This window comes from Pseudomonas sp. 86_A, assembly GCF_017491705.1.
GTDB classification, from domain to species: Bacteria; Pseudomonadota; Gammaproteobacteria; order Pseudomonadales; family Pseudomonadaceae; genus Aquipseudomonas; species Aquipseudomonas koreensis.
This window is the reverse complement of sequence record NZ_JAFGYS010000013.1, coordinates 58,521-73,811: the sequence shown is the minus strand read 5'-3', so window position 1 is coordinate 73,811 and position 15,291 is coordinate 58,521. Positions and strand designations below refer to the sequence as shown.

At 61.2% G+C, this 15,291-nt stretch carries 13 protein-coding genes; 9 read left to right on the top strand and 4 right to left on the bottom strand.

From position 1 onward, the window contains the following. Nucleotides 1-84 precede the first annotated feature (84 nt). The 4 genes from J5M57_RS20190 to J5M57_RS20175 form a co-directional block, all read right to left on the bottom strand. Nucleotides 85-933, bottom strand: coding sequence for a cache domain-containing protein (locus J5M57_RS20190; protein WP_207847965.1), 849 nt, complete (start codon nt 931-933; stop codon nt 85-87). A gap of 231 nt (nt 934-1,164) precedes the next feature. Next, nucleotides 1,165-2,019, bottom strand: a complete 855-nt coding sequence (locus J5M57_RS20185) for an ATPase (protein WP_207847964.1) — start codon at nt 2,017-2,019, stop codon at nt 1,165-1,167. Between the two features lie 116 nt (nt 2,020-2,135). After that, nucleotides 2,136-3,128: an NAD(P)-dependent oxidoreductase gene (locus tag J5M57_RS20180; protein ID WP_083368059.1), complete on the bottom strand. Its 993-nt coding sequence runs from the start codon at nt 3,126-3,128 to the stop codon at nt 2,136-2,138. A gap of 53 nt (nt 3,129-3,181) precedes the next feature. Next, complete coding sequence (locus J5M57_RS20175) at nt 3,182-4,075, bottom strand: LysR family transcriptional regulator ArgP (RefSeq protein ID WP_207847963.1); 894 nt, start codon at nt 4,073-4,075, stop codon at nt 3,182-3,184. Between the two features lie 96 nt (nt 4,076-4,171). Between J5M57_RS20175 and J5M57_RS20170 the strand changes: the two genes are divergently transcribed. The 9 genes from J5M57_RS20170 to J5M57_RS20130 all read left to right on the top strand — a co-directional run bounded on the left by J5M57_RS20170 (nt 4,172) and on the right by J5M57_RS20130 (nt 15,281). Continuing rightward, the gene (locus J5M57_RS20170; protein ID WP_207847962.1) at nt 4,172-4,573 is read left to right on the top strand and encodes an ACT domain-containing protein; all 402 of its coding nucleotides are present in this window, start codon (nt 4,172-4,174) and stop codon (nt 4,571-4,573) included. A gap of 6 nt (nt 4,574-4,579) precedes the next feature. Beyond that, the gene (locus tag J5M57_RS20165; protein ID WP_064588971.1) at nt 4,580-5,182 is read left to right on the top strand and encodes a LysE/ArgO family amino acid transporter; all 603 of its coding nucleotides are present in this window, start codon (nt 4,580-4,582) and stop codon (nt 5,180-5,182) included. Between the two features lie 166 nt (nt 5,183-5,348). Next, nucleotides 5,349-5,945 carry a Fe-Mn family superoxide dismutase gene (locus tag J5M57_RS20160; protein ID WP_003227660.1) on the top strand — a complete coding sequence of 199 codons (597 nt, stop codon included), beginning with the start codon at nt 5,349-5,351 and terminating at the stop codon, nt 5,943-5,945. Between the two features lie 417 nt (nt 5,946-6,362). After that, nucleotides 6,363-8,414, top strand: a complete 2,052-nt coding sequence (locus J5M57_RS20155) for a bifunctional diguanylate cyclase/phosphodiesterase (protein WP_064588972.1) — start codon at nt 6,363-6,365, stop codon at nt 8,412-8,414. 189 nt (nt 8,415-8,603) lie between these two features. Then, entirely contained in the window at nt 8,604-9,947 is a 1,344-nt protein-coding gene (locus tag J5M57_RS20150; protein WP_064588973.1) for an imelysin family protein, read from the top strand. Between the two features lie 316 nt (nt 9,948-10,263). Further along, nucleotides 10,264-11,691 carry a di-heme oxidoredictase family protein gene (locus J5M57_RS20145; RefSeq protein ID WP_207847961.1) on the top strand — a complete coding sequence of 476 codons (1,428 nt, stop codon included), beginning with the start codon at nt 10,264-10,266 and terminating at the stop codon, nt 11,689-11,691. 26 nt (nt 11,692-11,717) lie between these two features. Beyond that, on the top strand, nt 11,718-12,782 hold the full coding sequence (locus J5M57_RS20140) for an imelysin family protein (RefSeq protein WP_064588975.1): 1,065 nt from the start codon (nt 11,718-11,720) through the stop codon (nt 12,780-12,782). A 14-nt stretch (nt 12,783-12,796) separates the two neighbouring features. Continuing rightward, entirely contained in the window at nt 12,797-13,897 is a 1,101-nt protein-coding gene (locus J5M57_RS20135; protein WP_207847960.1) for a DUF1513 domain-containing protein, read from the top strand. Between the two features lie 235 nt (nt 13,898-14,132). Next, the gene (locus J5M57_RS20130) at nt 14,133-15,281 is read left to right on the top strand and encodes an efflux RND transporter periplasmic adaptor subunit (RefSeq protein WP_207847959.1); all 1,149 of its coding nucleotides are present in this window, start codon (nt 14,133-14,135) and stop codon (nt 15,279-15,281) included. Nucleotides 15,282-15,291: the final 10 nt, after the last annotated feature.

Sequence of the window (15,291 nt, the reverse complement as noted above, 5' to 3'; positions counted from 1 at the left end):
CGCGATGAGGGTGTGTCATTCAACTGTGATGTCCACTGACACACCCCCATCGCGAGCAGGCTCACTCCTACAAAGGCAGTTCACTCAAGGGCTGTAGTAACCCACTGCCACCAGAAAATGCCCGACCTTCTTCAGGTAGGCATGCTTGTCTTCGACCTTGCCGGTCACCGGGTTTTTCCAGCGGTATTCGTATTCGCCGTCATCCTGTTTGGCGATCAATGCCAGAATCGGCTCGCCCACCGGTTTGCCTTCCGGGTCCTTGATCTTGCTGAAATCGGTATTGGTCAGCCGCAGGTTGGTGCCGTGGGCAACATAGCGCTGGTTGTCCAGATTGACCACGAACACGTACAGGTCATCCTGCAGGTATCCGCCCTTGAGCGAGTTGATGGCCGTCAGGGTTCCCTTCTCGTCTTTGCCCAGATCGGTTGCAGCCTTGTCGAGGAGCGCCTTGGCCTGCTCGGCTGAAGCACGCGGCAGGTAATAACCGACCGCCAGAATCCGCTTACCGATGCGCTGATAGTAGACATGCTTGCGCTCGACCTTGCCATCGGACCAGTTCTGCCAGCGGTAGTCGGCCTGTTGAATGCCGTTACCTTCTGGCACCAGCAAGGCGTCCTTGAAGGCTTTCTGCAAATCCGGTGCAAGCACTTCGCTGACATCACGACCGATCAAGGCTGACGATGGCCCGCCGCTGGCGAGCATCACGCCTTGGGTGTCGACCACGAACACGTAGCGATCCTTGTCGACGAATTCACCCTGACGGCTGAACGCGGCGAAGGCCTTGTCGCCGTTATCGTGGTAATAGGCCAGGGCCTTTTCCAGCAAAGCGATGGCGGCTTTGCTGTCGTCCTTTTGCGTGGTGGCGGCGCTGACCTGCCCCGCCCCCACAAGCAGCATCACCCCGAGCCACGCCACTTTATGCAAAAACCCCATCACGCATCCCTCGTTCTTGTTGGTGTTTCAAGAGCGTAGACGGCTTGGGACAGGACGGAGGTCGAAGATGAATCCAGAAGTTGCGGTATGCCCTGTGGCGAGGGAGCTCGCTCCCGCTCGGCTGCGAAGCAGTCGTAAATCCTGAAACCAGGATCTACGGGGAAACTCAAGGAGCGCTTCGCACTCCAGCGGGAGCAAGCTCCCTCGCCACAAAGGTTTCTGAGTCGGGCGCTATGGCCGGGCGTTGATCTGCTGCTGCAAGTTCTGGATCTGTGCCTGCAGGGTGTTGAGGTTGCGGGTCATCTGGCCGCGAAACGCATCGAACTCGGCGGTATTGCCGCCACCCTGTGGCGTTGCCGGACGGTTGTCCTGCTCGCTTTTGAGGACGACGATTTCCTGCTCCAGACGCTCGAGCGCCGCGCTCGGGTTGCCCTGCTTTTTCAGCGCGGTGATATCAGCGCCGAGGATTTTCAGCTGGGCGTCATAACTCTTGAGCTGCGCATCGAACTTGCCGGTGTCGGCCGGTGCGCTTTTCAGCGTCGCCAGTTCGGCGCTCAAGGCTTTGACCTGAGCCTGCAACTGGCTGTTGGCATTCTGCTGTTCGGTGGTCTGCGCGGTCATCTGCGCCAGACGCTTGTCCAGATCGCTGGTCTGACCGACCACGCCTTGCTGCTGTTTACTCTGATCCAGCAACTGGGTTTCCAGCTGTTTGATCTGCAACTTCAAGGCTTCGCTGTCGCTGTTGACGTTGCTCTGGCTGGCGACGACCTTGCCGGAAATGTCCTGCAGGCGCCCCGCCGCTTCCTCGCTGATGCGCGCAAAACTTTCCTGGGTCGCGACCAACTGCTGCTCCATCAGTGAAATCTGCTGGAAACTCCACCAGGCCAGACCGATAAAGGCAAAGAACAATGCGCCGACCAGTGCCCACAACGGCCCGGTGCTCGCGGCCTTGACCTTGACCACCGGCGGCGTGCGCGAGTGCACGGAGGTACGGGCGGTAGGCGGAATGTCATCGTCGTCAAAGGTGTCGGCCCGCAGGCTCGGTACATCGTCGAAATCGTCGTTGGCATCGTTACGCATGGACATTGAGGCAACCTTTGTGGAACGCGGTGATGGCTAAATGCTGCGAAGTATAACCGCCGCAGCCGCAGGGATTGACCCTCAAGCGGCAGTGCGGTTCATTGCCGGCCGGCCGACTTGTATCAACGGATGTCCTGAGCTTTCCACCAACTGCAGAACTCATCGAGGGCCGACCACAGGCTGACTTGCGGATCGTAGTCCAGATAATGCCGGGCGCGACTGATGTCGAGGGTGAAATTTTTCTTCATGACCTGCATGCCCAACCGCGACAGGGTCGGCTCCGGACGTCCCGGCCAGAGTTTGCACGCGCCTTCGTTAAGCGCGGCGACGCTGTAGGCCAGACCGTACGAGCGATACTTGGTGACTTGCGGCACATCCATTTTGCGCATCACGTAATTGACCACATCCCACAACGGCACCGGCGCGCCGTTGCTGATGTTGTAGGCCTTGCCCAACGCCGAACCGGCCGCCAAAAGGCTGCTGAGCAGCGCTTCGTTAAGGTTCTGCACGCTGGTGAAATCGACCTTGTTCAAGCCGTCGCCGATGATCGCCAGACGGCCCTTGCGTTGCATGTTCAGCAGACGCGGGAAGATGCTCATGTCACCGGCGCCGGTGACAAAGCGCGGGCGCAGGGCGATGGTTTCCAGACCGAATTCCTGGGCGCCGAAGACCTTTTGCTCGGCCAGGTATTTGGTCGCCGCGTAGTGATGTTTGAAGCGCTTGGGCACTTGCTCTTCGGTCAGGCCAAGGTGATCGCGGCCATCGAAGTAGATCGACGGCGACGACAGATGCACCAGCCGCCGCACACGCTGCTTGAGGCAGGCTTCAACGATGTTTTCCGTGACCTGCACGTTACCCTGATGAAAGTCCTGATAACGCCCCCACAAACCGACGGCACCGGCACAGTGCACCACCGCTTCGACGTCGGCGCAGAGCTCGCGTGCCAGATCCGCATCGGTGAGGTCGCCCGGGACGAACTCGGCGCCACGGCGCACCAGATGCTCGACGCTTTCGGCCCGGCGACCGTTGACCCGCACGTCCAGGCCCTGCTCAAGGGCAAAACGCGCAAAGCGTCCGCCAATGAAGCCGCTTGCGCCGGTGACCAGAATTTTCATGTAAAGCTCCGATGTCTTTCGTTTACCTGATACGTCTGTCTTGACGCTGACCGTCAGCCCAAGGGCACCAGCCAGCGTGATGAAGAACGTACCAATTGCTCGGTCAGCAACCCCAGCAACTGACCGCCATTGCGCCAATGATGCCAGTACAACGGCACATCGATCGGTTTATCTGGCAACAGTTCGCGCAGCACACCGCGTTGCAATTGCTCGCGCACCTGCAGTTCCGGCACCAGGCCCCAACCGAACCCGGCTTCAGTCAGGCGCACAAAACCTTCGGAAGACGGACACAAATGGTGCTCGAAACCACCATCGACACCGAGCGATGCGAGGAAGCGATGCTGGAGGAAATCGTCCGGGCCGAACACCAGCGCCGGGGTGCGCGGCAACTGTTCGGCGCGCACGCCATCAGGAAAATGCCGCTCGATGAACGCCGGGCTGGCCAGCGCCCGGTAACGCATCGCCCCGAGCAACACACTGCGCGCGCCGGCCACCGGGCGTTCGCTGGCGCAGACACACGCCGCGACTTCCCCGGCACGCATGCGCTTGAGACCGACGGTTTGATCCTCCACCACCAGATCCAGCAATAAATGCTGCTCGGCACAAAAATCGCCCACGGCTTCGGCCCACCAGGTGGCGAGGCTGTCGGCATTGAGCGCAATGCGCAGGCGTTCCGGCAGGCCCTCTTCGTCGAGCGCCGGCACCAGCGTCTGCAAGTCACGTTCGAGCAGGCGCACCTGCTGCACATGGTTGAGCAGGCGCCGGCCGATCTCGGTCGGCGACGGCGGCGTGCCGCGTACCAGCACCGGCTGGCCGACCCGCGCTTCCAGCAGTTTGATCCGCTGGGAAATCGCCGATTGCGAAAGGCCCAGCACCTGCGCGGCGCGTTCGAACCCGGCCTGTTCGACCACGGCGGCGAGAGCGGAAAGCAATTTGTAGTCGAACATCAGTTTTCCTAATGAGCGATCAGCACTATTGGTTTTTCTTATACCGCTTTGCACCGGAGAATAGCCAGCAAGCACTCTTTATCAAGGACCACCCACATGGCTGGCGAAACTTCACTCACGACCTTGCTGCGCAGCATGAGCCCGCAGCTCAACGCCGGCGAATACGTGTTCTGCACCCTGCGCGACGGCCAGTTACCGAGCGGTCTGGAGATTGTCGGCAGTTTCCGTGAACAGGAAGGCCTGACCGTGATTCTGCAACGCGCCCACGCCGAACAGGCGGGGCTGAGCTTCGACTATATAGCCGCGTGGATCACCCTCAACGTGCATTCGGCCTTGGAGGCGGTCGGCCTCACTGCCGCGTTCGCCACGGCGCTGGGCAAGGCCGGGATCAGTTGCAACGTGATCGCCGGTTACTACCACGATCACCTGTTCGTCGGTCAGGCCGACGCCGACCGCGCCATGCAGGTGCTGCGCGATCTCGCAGCCAACGTGGAGTAACTCGTTATGTGGCAGAGCTATGTGAATGGGCTGTTGGTGGCGTTCGGGCTGATCATGGCGATCGGCACCCAAAACGCATTTGTATTGGCGCAAAGCCTGCGCCGTGAACATCACCTGCCGGTGGCGGCACTGTGCGTGGCGTGCGATGCGCTGCTGGTGGCGGCCGGGGTTTTCGGTCTGGCCACGATCCTCGCGCAGAACCCGACCTTGTTGGCGATTGCCCGTTGGGGCGGCGCGACCTTCCTCATCTGGTACGGCAGCCAGGCGCTGCGCCGGGCATGCGCAAAACAGAGCATGAACCAGGGCGAAAACCAGACCGTGCGCTCGCTGCGGGCGGTGATGCTCAGTGCACTGGCGGTGACGCTGCTCAACCCGCACGTCTATCTGGACACCGTGTTGCTGATCGGCTCCCTCGGTGCACAACAGTCGGTACCGGGCGCTTATGTCGTCGGCGCGGCGAGTGCCTCGCTGCTGTGGTTTTTCACCCTTGCCCTCGGTGCGGCATGGCTGGCGCCGTGGCTGGCGCGACCGAGTACCTGGCGGATTCTTGATCTGGTGGTGGCGTTGATGATGTTCACGGTGGCGGGCCAATTGATTATCGCCAACTGATTTATTCCGGAACCTCTATCCCACACAGTTGTTGCGTGGTTAAGCCTTGACCCCGGTGCTATGATCCGAACCCTGCGCCGCAAAGAGTAAAAACTCGTCGGTGCATTTCTGGCCGCCCGTGATCGGCCTTGCGCTCACCGCAACAGACCTGATTAGGAGAATCATCATGGCTTTCGAATTGCCGCCGCTGCCTTACGCACACGATGCCCTGCAGCCGCACATTTCCAAGGAAACCCTGGAATTTCACCACGACAAGCACCACAACACCTATGTCGTGAACCTGAACAACCTGGTGCCAGGCACCGAGTTCGAAGGCAAGACCCTGGAAGAGATCGTCAAGACTTCCTCGGGCGGCATCTTCAACAACGCCGCTCAGGTCTGGAACCACACTTTCTACTGGAACTGCCTGGCGCCAAACGCCGGCGGTCAACCAACCGGCGCACTGGCTGAAGCCATCAACGCGGCTTTCGGTTCGTTCGACAAGTTCAAGGAAGAGTTCAGCAAAACCTCGATCGGCACCTTCGGTTCCGGCTGGGGCTGGCTGGTGAAAAAGGCTGACGGTTCCCTGGCCCTGGCCAGCACCATCGGCGCCGGCAACCCGCTGACCAGCGGCGACACCCCGCTGCTGACCTGCGACGTCTGGGAACACGCTTACTACATCGACTACCGCAACCTGCGTCCGAAGTACGTTGAAGCGTTCTGGAACCTGGTCAACTGGAAGTTCGTTGCCGAGCAGTTCGAAGGCAAAACCTTCACCGCTTAAGCTGCGCGCCAGACAAAAAACCCGGCATTGCCGGGTTTTTTTATGCCTTTGATTTATGTAGGAGCTGCCGCAGGCTGCGATCTCTTGATCTTGATCTTCTAAAAAAGCAAAAGATCGCAGCCTTCGGCAGCTCCTACAATGAGACGGCTTTTTTCATACAGTAAATGCAGCCTCACGTTGCTTGCTGCCATGCCACAGCGGACTAACCTCAAACAGAGGAAAATTGTTCCGAAGCGCTCAAGTTGAGGGCCGAAACTACCGACACAGTACAAATAGAGCTGACACTCCAGACAGCTGCATTTCGGCCAACGCCACAGGCAAATATCCTTGGGCTTGATTGTCCCTTTGACTGCCAACCCGGGATTGCCAATACTCATGGCAACTTGACGCTACCCGCACGGAACAAGGAATAACCCTTTGAAGCTGGAACTCAAGAACAGCTTGTCGGTGAAGTTGCTCCGGGTCGTGCTCCTTTCGGCATTGATCGTCGGCGTGGTCTTGAGCTGCGCCCAGATCGTCTTCGACGCCTACAAGACCCGCCAGGCCGTGGCCGGGGACGCGCAACGGATCCTCGACATGTTCCGCGATCCGTCCACCCAGGCGGTCTACAGCCTTGACCGGGAAATGGGCATGCAGGTGATCGAAGGCCTGTTCCAGGACGACGCCGTGCGTCAGGCCTCCATTGGCCATCCCAACGAAGCGATGCTCGCGCAAAAATCCCGTGAGTTGCAGCAGTCCAACAGCCGCTGGCTGACCGATCTGATTCTCGGCCAGGAACGCACCTTCACCACGCAATTGGTCGGTCGCGGCCCGTACAGCGAGTATTACGGCGACCTGAGCATCACCCTCGACACCGCCACCTACGGCGAGAGTTTCATCGTCAGCTCGGTGATCATTTTCATTTCCGGCGTGCTGCGCGCCCTGGCCATGGGCCTGGTGCTGTATCTGGTCTATCACTGGCTGCTGACCAAACCGCTGTCGCGGATCATCGAGCACCTGACCGAAATCAATCCGGACCGTCCCAGCGAACACAAGATTCCGCAGATCAAGGGCCACGAGAAAAACGAACTGGGCATCTGGATCAACACCGCCAACCAGTTGCTCGAATCCATTGAACGCAACACTCATCTGCGCCACGAAGCGGAAAACAGCCTGCTGCGCATGGCCCAGTACGACTTCCTCACCGGCCTGCCCAATCGCCAGCAACTGCAGCAGCAACTGGACAAGATTCTGGTAGACGCCGGCAAGCTGCAACGCCGGGTCGCGGTGCTGTGCGTGGGGCTGGATGATTTCAAGGGGATCAACGAACAGTTCAGCTACCAGACCGGCGACCAGTTGTTGCTGGCACTGGCCGATCGCCTGCGTGCCCACAGCGGCCGCCTTGGCGCCCTCGCCCGTCTGGGCGGCGACCAGTTCGCACTGGTGCAGGCCGATATCGAACAGCCTTACGAAGCGGCGGAACTGGCGCAGAGCATCCTTGATGATCTGGAAGCGGCGTTTGCCCTCGATCATCAGGAAATCCGCCTGCGCGCGACCATCGGCATCACCCTGTTCCCGGAGGATGGCGACAGCACCGAGAAGCTGTTGCAGAAGGCCGAGCAGACCATGACGCTGGCCAAGACCCGCTCGCGCAACCGCTATCAGTTCTACATCGCCAGCGTCGACAGTGAGATGCGGCGGCGCCGCGAACTGGAAAAAGACCTGCGCGACGCGCTGATTCGCGACCAGTTCTACCTCGTCTATCAGCCGCAGATCAGCTACCGCGATCACCGCGTGGTCGGGGTCGAAGCGCTGATCCGCTGGCAGCACCCGGAACACGGCCTGGTGCCGCCGGACCTGTTCATCCCGCTGGCCGAGCAGAACGGCACGATCATCGCCATCGGCGAATGGGTGCTCGATCAGGCCTGCAAGCAACTGCGCGAATGGCACGATCAGGGCTTCGCCGATCTGCGCATGGCGGTCAACCTGTCCACCGTGCAACTGCACCACGCCGAGTTGCCGCGGGTGGTCAACAACCTGCTGCAGATCTACCGTCTGCCGCCGCGCAGCCTGGAGCTGGAAGTCACCGAAACCGGCCTGATGGAAGACATCAGCACCGCCGCCCAGCACCTGCTGAGCCTGCGTCGCTCCGGGGCGCTGATCGCCATCGACGACTTCGGCACCGGCTACTCATCGCTGAGCTATCTGAAGAGCCTGCCGCTGGACAAGATCAAGATCGACAAGAGCTTCGTTCAGGACCTGCTGGATGACGACGACGATGCGACCATCGTTCGCGCGATCATTCAACTGGGCAAGAGCTTGGGCATGCAGGTCATTGCCGAGGGAGTGGAGACCGCCGAGCAAGAGTCCTACATCATCTCCGAAGGCTGCCACGAAGGTCAGGGTTACCTCTACAGCAAGCCGCTGCCGTCTCGGGAACTGAGCGCCTATCTCAAGCAGGCCCAGCGCAGCAACGCGGCGATTCTCTAGACGATCAAATGATCCAGCCTTTGGCAGCTTCCAGAGGTATTGCGCGCCGTTGGCTGCGTTTTTTGATCTGCGTAAATAAGAAATATTTCCAGCCACAGCCCTTTACACATAATGCGAAAGATTTGCATTATGTCGCAGTTTTGCGCCCCCAGCGTGAGTCCACTCAATTACCGAAGCAGGATGTTCGCCATGATTCGTATGCCTCTGGCTACCGCCAGTCTGCTGGCCATCGCTATTTCCCTCGCCGGTTGCGGCGAAGGCAAAGACAAGGCTGCCGCCCCGGCCGCGCCGACTCCGGCCGCCAGCACCGCCGCTGCAGCAGCACCTGCCGCTGCCGGTAAAGTCGATGAAGCTGCCGCCAAGGCGGTGGTCGCGCACTACGCCGACATGGTCTTCGCCGTTTACAGCGACGCCGAATCCACCGCGAAAACCCTGCAAACCGCCGTCGATGCGTTCCTCGCCAAGCCGAACGCCGACACCCTGAAAGCCGCTCGCGCTGCCTGGGTTGCCGCGCGCGTGCCTTACCTGCAGAGCGAAGTGTTCCGCTTCGGCAACACCATCATCGACGACTGGGAAGGTCAGGTGAACGCCTGGCCGCTGGACGAAGGCCTGATCGACTACGTCGACAAATCCTACGAACACGCACTGGGCAACCCGGGTGCCACCGCCAACATCATCGCCAACACTGAAGTGCAGGTCGGCGAAGACAAGGTCGACGTAAAAGACATCACCCCGGAAAAACTCGCCAGCCTCAACGAGCTGGGCGGTTCCGAAGCCAACGTCGCCACCGGCTACCACGCCATCGAATTCCTGCTCTGGGGCCAGGACCTGAACGGCACCGGCCCGGGCGCCGGCAACCGTCCGGCTTCGGACTACCTGGAAGGCGCAGGCGCCACTGGCGGTCACAACGATCGTCGCCGTGCGTACCTCAAAGCCGTGACCCAGCTGCTGGTCAGCGACCTGGAAGAAATGGTCGGCAACTGGAAGCCGAACGTGGCCGACAACTACCGCGCCACCCTGGAAGCCGAGCCGGCTGAAACCGGTCTGCGCAAAATGCTGTTCGGCATGGGCAGCCTGTCCCTGGGTGAACTGGCGGGCGAGCGCATGAAGGTTTCCCTGGAAGCCAACTCCCCTGAAGACGAACAGGATTGCTTCAGCGACAACACCCACAACTCGCACTTCTACGATGCCAAAGGCATTCGTAACGTGTACCTGGGCGAGTACACCCGTACCGACGGCACCAAGATGACCGGCGCCAGCCTGTCGTCGCTGGTGGCCAAGGCCGACCCGGCTGCCGACACCGCGCTGAAAGCCGATCTGGCTGCTACCGAAGCCAAGATCCAGGTCATGGTTGATCACGCCAACAAGGGTGAGCACTACGACCAGCTGATCGCGGCCGGCAACACGGCGGGTAACCAGATCGTGCGTGACGCCATCGCCGCACTGGTCAAGCAGACCGGTTCGATCGAAGCCGCTGCCGGCAAACTGGGCATCAGCGACCTGAACCCGGACAACGCTGATCACGAGTTCTGATCACAGCGTCTGAGTAAAAAAGGCGACCTTCGGGTCGCCTTTTTCATGCCTGCCCTACACAAAGCCCTTCTCCATGGTGTGTTCGATATCAGGTGCACCACCAATCCCTGTGGGAGCGAGCCTGCTCGCGAAGGCGTCATCTGGCGCAACATCGTCAGCGCGGCAGACACCGCTTTCGCGAGCAGGCTCGCTCCCACAGGGTTTGCATGAGCTTCAAGGCTTGCCTTGTATCAAGCAAACGATAATTCCTCTTATTCAAACTCCCACGCCCTGTTAGACTTTGCGCCTTTGTTTTCGCCCGTCCGCAGGATGTCTGATGCCCTCGCTGCCTCTTCGCTTGTCCGCACTGATTCTGGCCCTGGGCCTGAGTGCCTGCGATGACGCCCCGCGCTTTACCAAGGCTGAGCCCGGTGAAGCGCGTTCGGGCGGGGCGACGACCGTGCGCAAGACCGACCAGAACGCGTTCTCGCTGCCCTCGGCCAACCTGCCACCGTCGCGCCGGGTCGATTTCAGTGTCGGCAACAGCTTCTTCCGCAGTCCGTGGGTGATCGCCCCGTCGACCACCACCGCCCGCGATGGCCTTGGCCCGTTGTTCAACACCAACGCCTGCCAGAACTGCCACATCAAGGATGGCCGCGGCCATCCACCCGCGCCGGATGCAGCGAACGCGGTATCGATGCTGGTGCGCCTGTCGATTCCTGATGCGCCGGAGTTCGCCAAGCTCATCGAGCAGGTCGGCGTGGTGCCGGAACCGGTCTACGGTGGTCAGTTCCAGGACATGGCGGTGCCCGGCGTCACGCCGGAAGGCAAGGTGCGCGTCGAGTACAGCGCGGTGCCGATCCGCTTCAAGGACGGCACCGAAGTGGAACTGCGCAAACCGCTCCTGCAATTCACTCAATTGGGCTACGGCCCGATGCACCCGGACACGCGTTTCTCGGCCCGCGTCGCGCCGCCGATGATCGGCCTCGGCCTGCTCGAAGCGATCCCTGAGGAAGCAATCCTCGCCAACGCCGCTGCACAGGCCAAGGAAAACAACGGCATCAAGGGCCGGGCGAATCGGGTCTGGGACGATGAGATGCAGAAAACCGTGGTCGGGCGATTCGGTTGGAAAGCCGGGCAGCCGAACCTCAATCAGCAGAATGTCCACGCGTTTTCCGGTGACATGGGCCTCACCACAAGTCTGAGACCCTTCGATGACTGCACCGACGCGCAAACTGCTTGCAAACAGGCGCCGAACGGCAATGGTCCGGACGGCGAGCCGGAAGTCAGCGACAACATCCTGCGCCTGGTGCTGTTCTACACCCGCAACCTCGCGGTGCCGGCGCGCCGTGGCGTCAATGACGAACAAGTGCTGGCCGGCAAGAACCTGTTTTTCCAGGCCGGCTGCCAGTCGTGCCATACACCGAAATACACCACCGCCGCCAACGCGGCCGAACCTGAACTGGCCAATCAAGTGATTCGCCCGTACAGCGATCTGCTGCTGCATGACATGGGCGACGGTCTGGCTGACAACCGTACTGAATTCCAGGCCTCCGGCCGCGACTGGCGCACCCCGCCGTTGTGGGGGATCGGTCTGACGCAAGCGGTCAGTGGTCACACTCAGTTTTTGCATGACGGCCGCGCCCGCAATCTGCTCGAAGCCGTGCTTTGGCATGGCGGCGAAGCGCAGAAGGCGCAGCAACAGGTTTTGTCTTTCAACGCCGAACAGCGTGCCGCGCTGCTGGCGTTCTTGAACTCACTTTAAACACTTAAAAGAATCGGGAGCCCGACATGTTCCGTCCCAAGTTGTTGTTCACCAGCCTTGCCGCGCTCGCCCTCGGCGCCTGCTCGCCGCAGGATCCGCAAGCGGTCACCTCGGCGGCGATCGCCAAATCAGTGATCCTGCCGACCTACACCCGTTGGGTCGAAGCCGACAGACAACTGGCCGTCAGCGCCCTCGCCTATTGCCAGGGCAAGGAAACCCTGGAAACCGCCCGCGCCGACTTCCTGCATGCGCAGAAAGCCTGGGCCGAGCTGCAACCGTTGCTGATCGGGCCGCTGGCCGAGGGCAACCGTTCGTGGCAGGTGCAGTTCTGGCCGGACAAGAAAAACCTCGTTGGCCGTCAGGTCGAGCAACTGGTCGTCGCCCAGCCGCAGATCGATGCCGCTGCCCTGGCCAAATCGAGCGTGGTGGTGCAAGGCCTGTCGGCTTACGAATACATCCTGTTCGATGAAAAGCCGGACGTCGCCAACGCCGAGCAGAAGGCCAAATACTGCCCACTGCTGATCGCCATCGGCGAGCGTCAGAAGCAATTGGCCGAAGAGATTCTGCAGAGCTGGAACAACACCGACGGCATGCTCGCGCAGATGAGCAAGTTCCCCAACCAGCGCTACGCCGACTCCCACGAAGCGATCGCCGATCTGCTGCGTGTGCAGGTCACCGCCCTCGACACCCTGAAGAAAAAACTCGGCACGCCCATGGGCCGCCAGAGCAAGGGTGTGCCGCAGCCGTTCCAGGCGGATGCCTGGCGCAGCCAGTCGTCGCTGACCGCGCTGGAAGCCAGCCTTGCCGCCGCCAAAACCGTCTGGGAAGGCGTCGACAACAAAGGCCTGCGCGGTCTGTTGCCGGCCGAGCAAAAGCCACTGGCGGACAAGATCGACGCCGCCTACGCCGCATCGCTGGAACTGTTCGGCAGCACTCAGCGCTCGCTGACCGAAATGCTCGGCGACGACGCCGGTCGCCAGCAACTCAACGATCTCTACGACAGCCTCAACGTCGTCCATCGCCTGCACGAAGGCGAACTGGCCAAGGCGCTGGGCATTCAACTGGGCTTCAACGCCAACGACGGTGACTGATGAGGGCAAGTGCCATGCTGCGACGCCAGGCTCTGACTTTAGGTAGTTTGCTGCTGGGAGCAGTGACACTGGGCGGCTGGACGCTGTTCAAGCGCAAGGATCAGAGCCCGTTGTTGCTCTCGGCGCGCGATGACACCGACGGCAAGCACTACGCCGTCGGATATCGGCTGGACGGCACCCGGGTATTCGCCACCGAGGTCGGCCAGCGCTGTCACGACATCATCAACCACCCGACGCTGCCCATCGCACTGTTCGTCGCCCGTCGCCCGGGCACCGAGAGCTATCTGATCGACCTGCGCGACGGGACGTTGCTGCAAATCGTGACGTCGCAGCCGAACCGGCATTTCTACGGCCACGCCGTGGTGCACAAGGACGGCGAATACCTGTACGCCACCGAGAACGACACAACCGACCCGGGTCGCGGCCTGCTCGGCGTGTACAAGTTCGAAGGCGAGCGGCTGGTGCACAGCGGCGAGATTTCCACCCATGGCCTCGGTCCGCATCAGGTGTCTTGGATGCCCGATGGCGAAACCCTGGTGGTGGCCAACGGCGGGATTCGCACCGAGGCAGAAAGCCGCGTCGACATGAACCTCAACGCCATGGAACCGAGCCTGGTGCTGATGCAGCGCGACGGCACCCTGCTGAGCAAGGAAACCCTGGCCCAGCAGATGAACAGCGTGCGCCACCTGGGCATTGCCAGCGACGGCACTATCGTTGCCGGTCAGCAATTCATGGGCGCCTCGCACGAGCGCTCGGAACTGCTGGCGATCAAGCGTCCGGGACAGCCGTTCGTGGCGTTCCCGGTGCCGGATCATCAGTTGCAGTCGATGGGGCACTACACCGCGAGCGTCGCCGTGCACAGCGAACTGCGCCTGGTGGCGTTGACCGCGCCGCGCGGCAACCGGTTCTTCATCTGGGACCTGGACAGCGGCGAAGTGCGTCTCGACGCACCGCTACCCGATTGTGCCGGTGTCGGTGCCGTGCAGGATGGCTTTGTCGTGACCTCGGGTCAGGGCCGTTGCCGTTACTACGATTGCCGCCAGGATGAGCTGCTGGCCAAACCGCTGGAGCTGCCGGCGGGGCTCTGGGACAACCATCTGCACTTGATCGCCTGAACCAACACTTGAAGCTGATACTGAAACTTGTGGCGAGGGAGCTTGCTCCCGCTGGACTGCGCAGCAGGCCCTGCTTTTGATAAAAGAGCGGGGCCGCTTCGCGACCCAGCGGGAGCAAGCTCCCTCGCCACAGGGGAAGTGTCATCTCAACGGTAGTAATGGCAGTTGGATTCCCTACCTCTCTCGGAGTAATGTTCGGGACTGTCTCACCTGATTTATCCAAGGAACTGGAAATATGCTGCGTCGCCGCATGCTGATCATGTTGGGTGTTGTCTTGCTGGTCGTCCTGATATTGGGCGGATACAAAGCCTTTTCGATCTACACCATGATCCAGGGCTTTTCCAAACCCAAACCGCCGATCAGCGTTGCCGTGGCCAGTGCCACCGAGCGGCCGTGGCAGATGCGTCTGCCTACCGTCGGCACGCTCAAGGCGCTGCAAGGCGTCGAGCTGAGCCTGGAAGTCGCCGGCACCGTCACTGAACTCAAATTCGAATCCGGGCAGAAGGTCAAGGCCGGGCAACCGCTGCTGCAACTCGACAGCGCAGTGGAAACCGCCTTGCTGGAAACCGCCAAGGCTGACCTGGGCCTGGCGCAACTGGATTTCGGTCGCGGCAGCCAACTGGTCGACAGTCGTGCCATTTCCAAGGGTGAATATGATCGGCTCTCGGCGGTTCTGCAAAAGAACCGCGCCACGGTCAATCAGCTCAATGCCTCGCTGGCGAAAAAACGCATCGTCGCGCCGTTCAGCGGCACCATCGGCATCCGCCAGGTGGATGTCGGCGACTACCTCGCCAGCGGTACCAGAATCGCCACGCTGCAAGATCTGAGCAGTCTCTACGCCGACTTCTATATGCCTGAGCAATCGGTGCCGAAACTGGCCATCGGCCAACCGGTGCAGATCAGCGTCGCGGCCTATCCCGGCCAGAACTTCCCCGGCGCCATCAGCGCGATCAACCCGATCGTCGAGAGCAGCACGCGCAACATTCTGGTCCGCGCGACCCTGGCCAACCCCGACGGCAAACTGCTGCCGGGCATGTTCGCCAGCCTTGAGGTGTTGCTGCCCGATCCCAAGAAACACATCGTCGTGCCGGAGAGCGCGATCACCTACACCCTCTACGGCAACTCGCTGTACGTGGTCGGGCAAAAGAAGGCCGAGGACGGCAGCGTCGAAAAAGACGACAAGGGCCAGCCGGTGCTGATCGCCGAACGACGCTTCATCGAGACCGGCGAACGCCGCGATGGCCTGGTGATGATCAACAAGGGCGTGCAGAACGGCGAACAAGTGGTGACTGCCGGCCAGATCAAACTGGACAACGGCGCACACATTGCCATCAGCGACGACAAGACCCTCGGCGAGCAGAACAGTCCGCCTCGCGCCGACTGATCAAGGAATC

What these genes read in the sequence shown, in the direction of transcription:
- J5M57_RS20165 (WP_064588971.1), top strand. Translation starts at nt 4,580, where the DNA reads ATGTGGCAGAGCTATGTGAATGGGCTGTTGGTGGCGTTCGGGCTGATC.
- J5M57_RS20140 (WP_064588975.1), top strand. Translation starts at nt 11,718, where the DNA reads ATGTTCCGTCCCAAGTTGTTGTTCACCAGCCTTGCCGCGCTCGCCCTC.
- J5M57_RS20190 (WP_207847965.1), bottom strand. Translation starts at nt 933, where the DNA reads ATGGGGTTTTTGCATAAAGTGGCGTGGCTCGGGGTGATGCTGCTTGTG.
- J5M57_RS20175 (WP_207847963.1), bottom strand. Translation starts at nt 4,075, where the DNA reads ATGTTCGACTACAAATTGCTTTCCGCTCTCGCCGCCGTGGTCGAACAG.
- J5M57_RS20160 (WP_003227660.1), top strand. Translation starts at nt 5,349, where the DNA reads ATGGCTTTCGAATTGCCGCCGCTGCCTTACGCACACGATGCCCTGCAG.
- J5M57_RS20170 (WP_207847962.1), top strand. Translation starts at nt 4,172, where the DNA reads ATGGCTGGCGAAACTTCACTCACGACCTTGCTGCGCAGCATGAGCCCG.
- J5M57_RS20150 (WP_064588973.1), top strand. Translation starts at nt 8,604, where the DNA reads ATGATTCGTATGCCTCTGGCTACCGCCAGTCTGCTGGCCATCGCTATT.
- J5M57_RS20180 (WP_083368059.1), bottom strand. Translation starts at nt 3,128, where the DNA reads ATGAAAATTCTGGTCACCGGCGCAAGCGGCTTCATTGGCGGACGCTTT.
- J5M57_RS20145 (WP_207847961.1), top strand. Translation starts at nt 10,264, where the DNA reads ATGCCCTCGCTGCCTCTTCGCTTGTCCGCACTGATTCTGGCCCTGGGC.
- J5M57_RS20185 (WP_207847964.1), bottom strand. Translation starts at nt 2,019, where the DNA reads ATGTCCATGCGTAACGATGCCAACGACGATTTCGACGATGTACCGAGC.
- J5M57_RS20135 (WP_207847960.1), top strand. Translation starts at nt 12,797, where the DNA reads ATGCTGCGACGCCAGGCTCTGACTTTAGGTAGTTTGCTGCTGGGAGCA.
- J5M57_RS20130 (WP_207847959.1), top strand. Translation starts at nt 14,133, where the DNA reads ATGCTGCGTCGCCGCATGCTGATCATGTTGGGTGTTGTCTTGCTGGTC.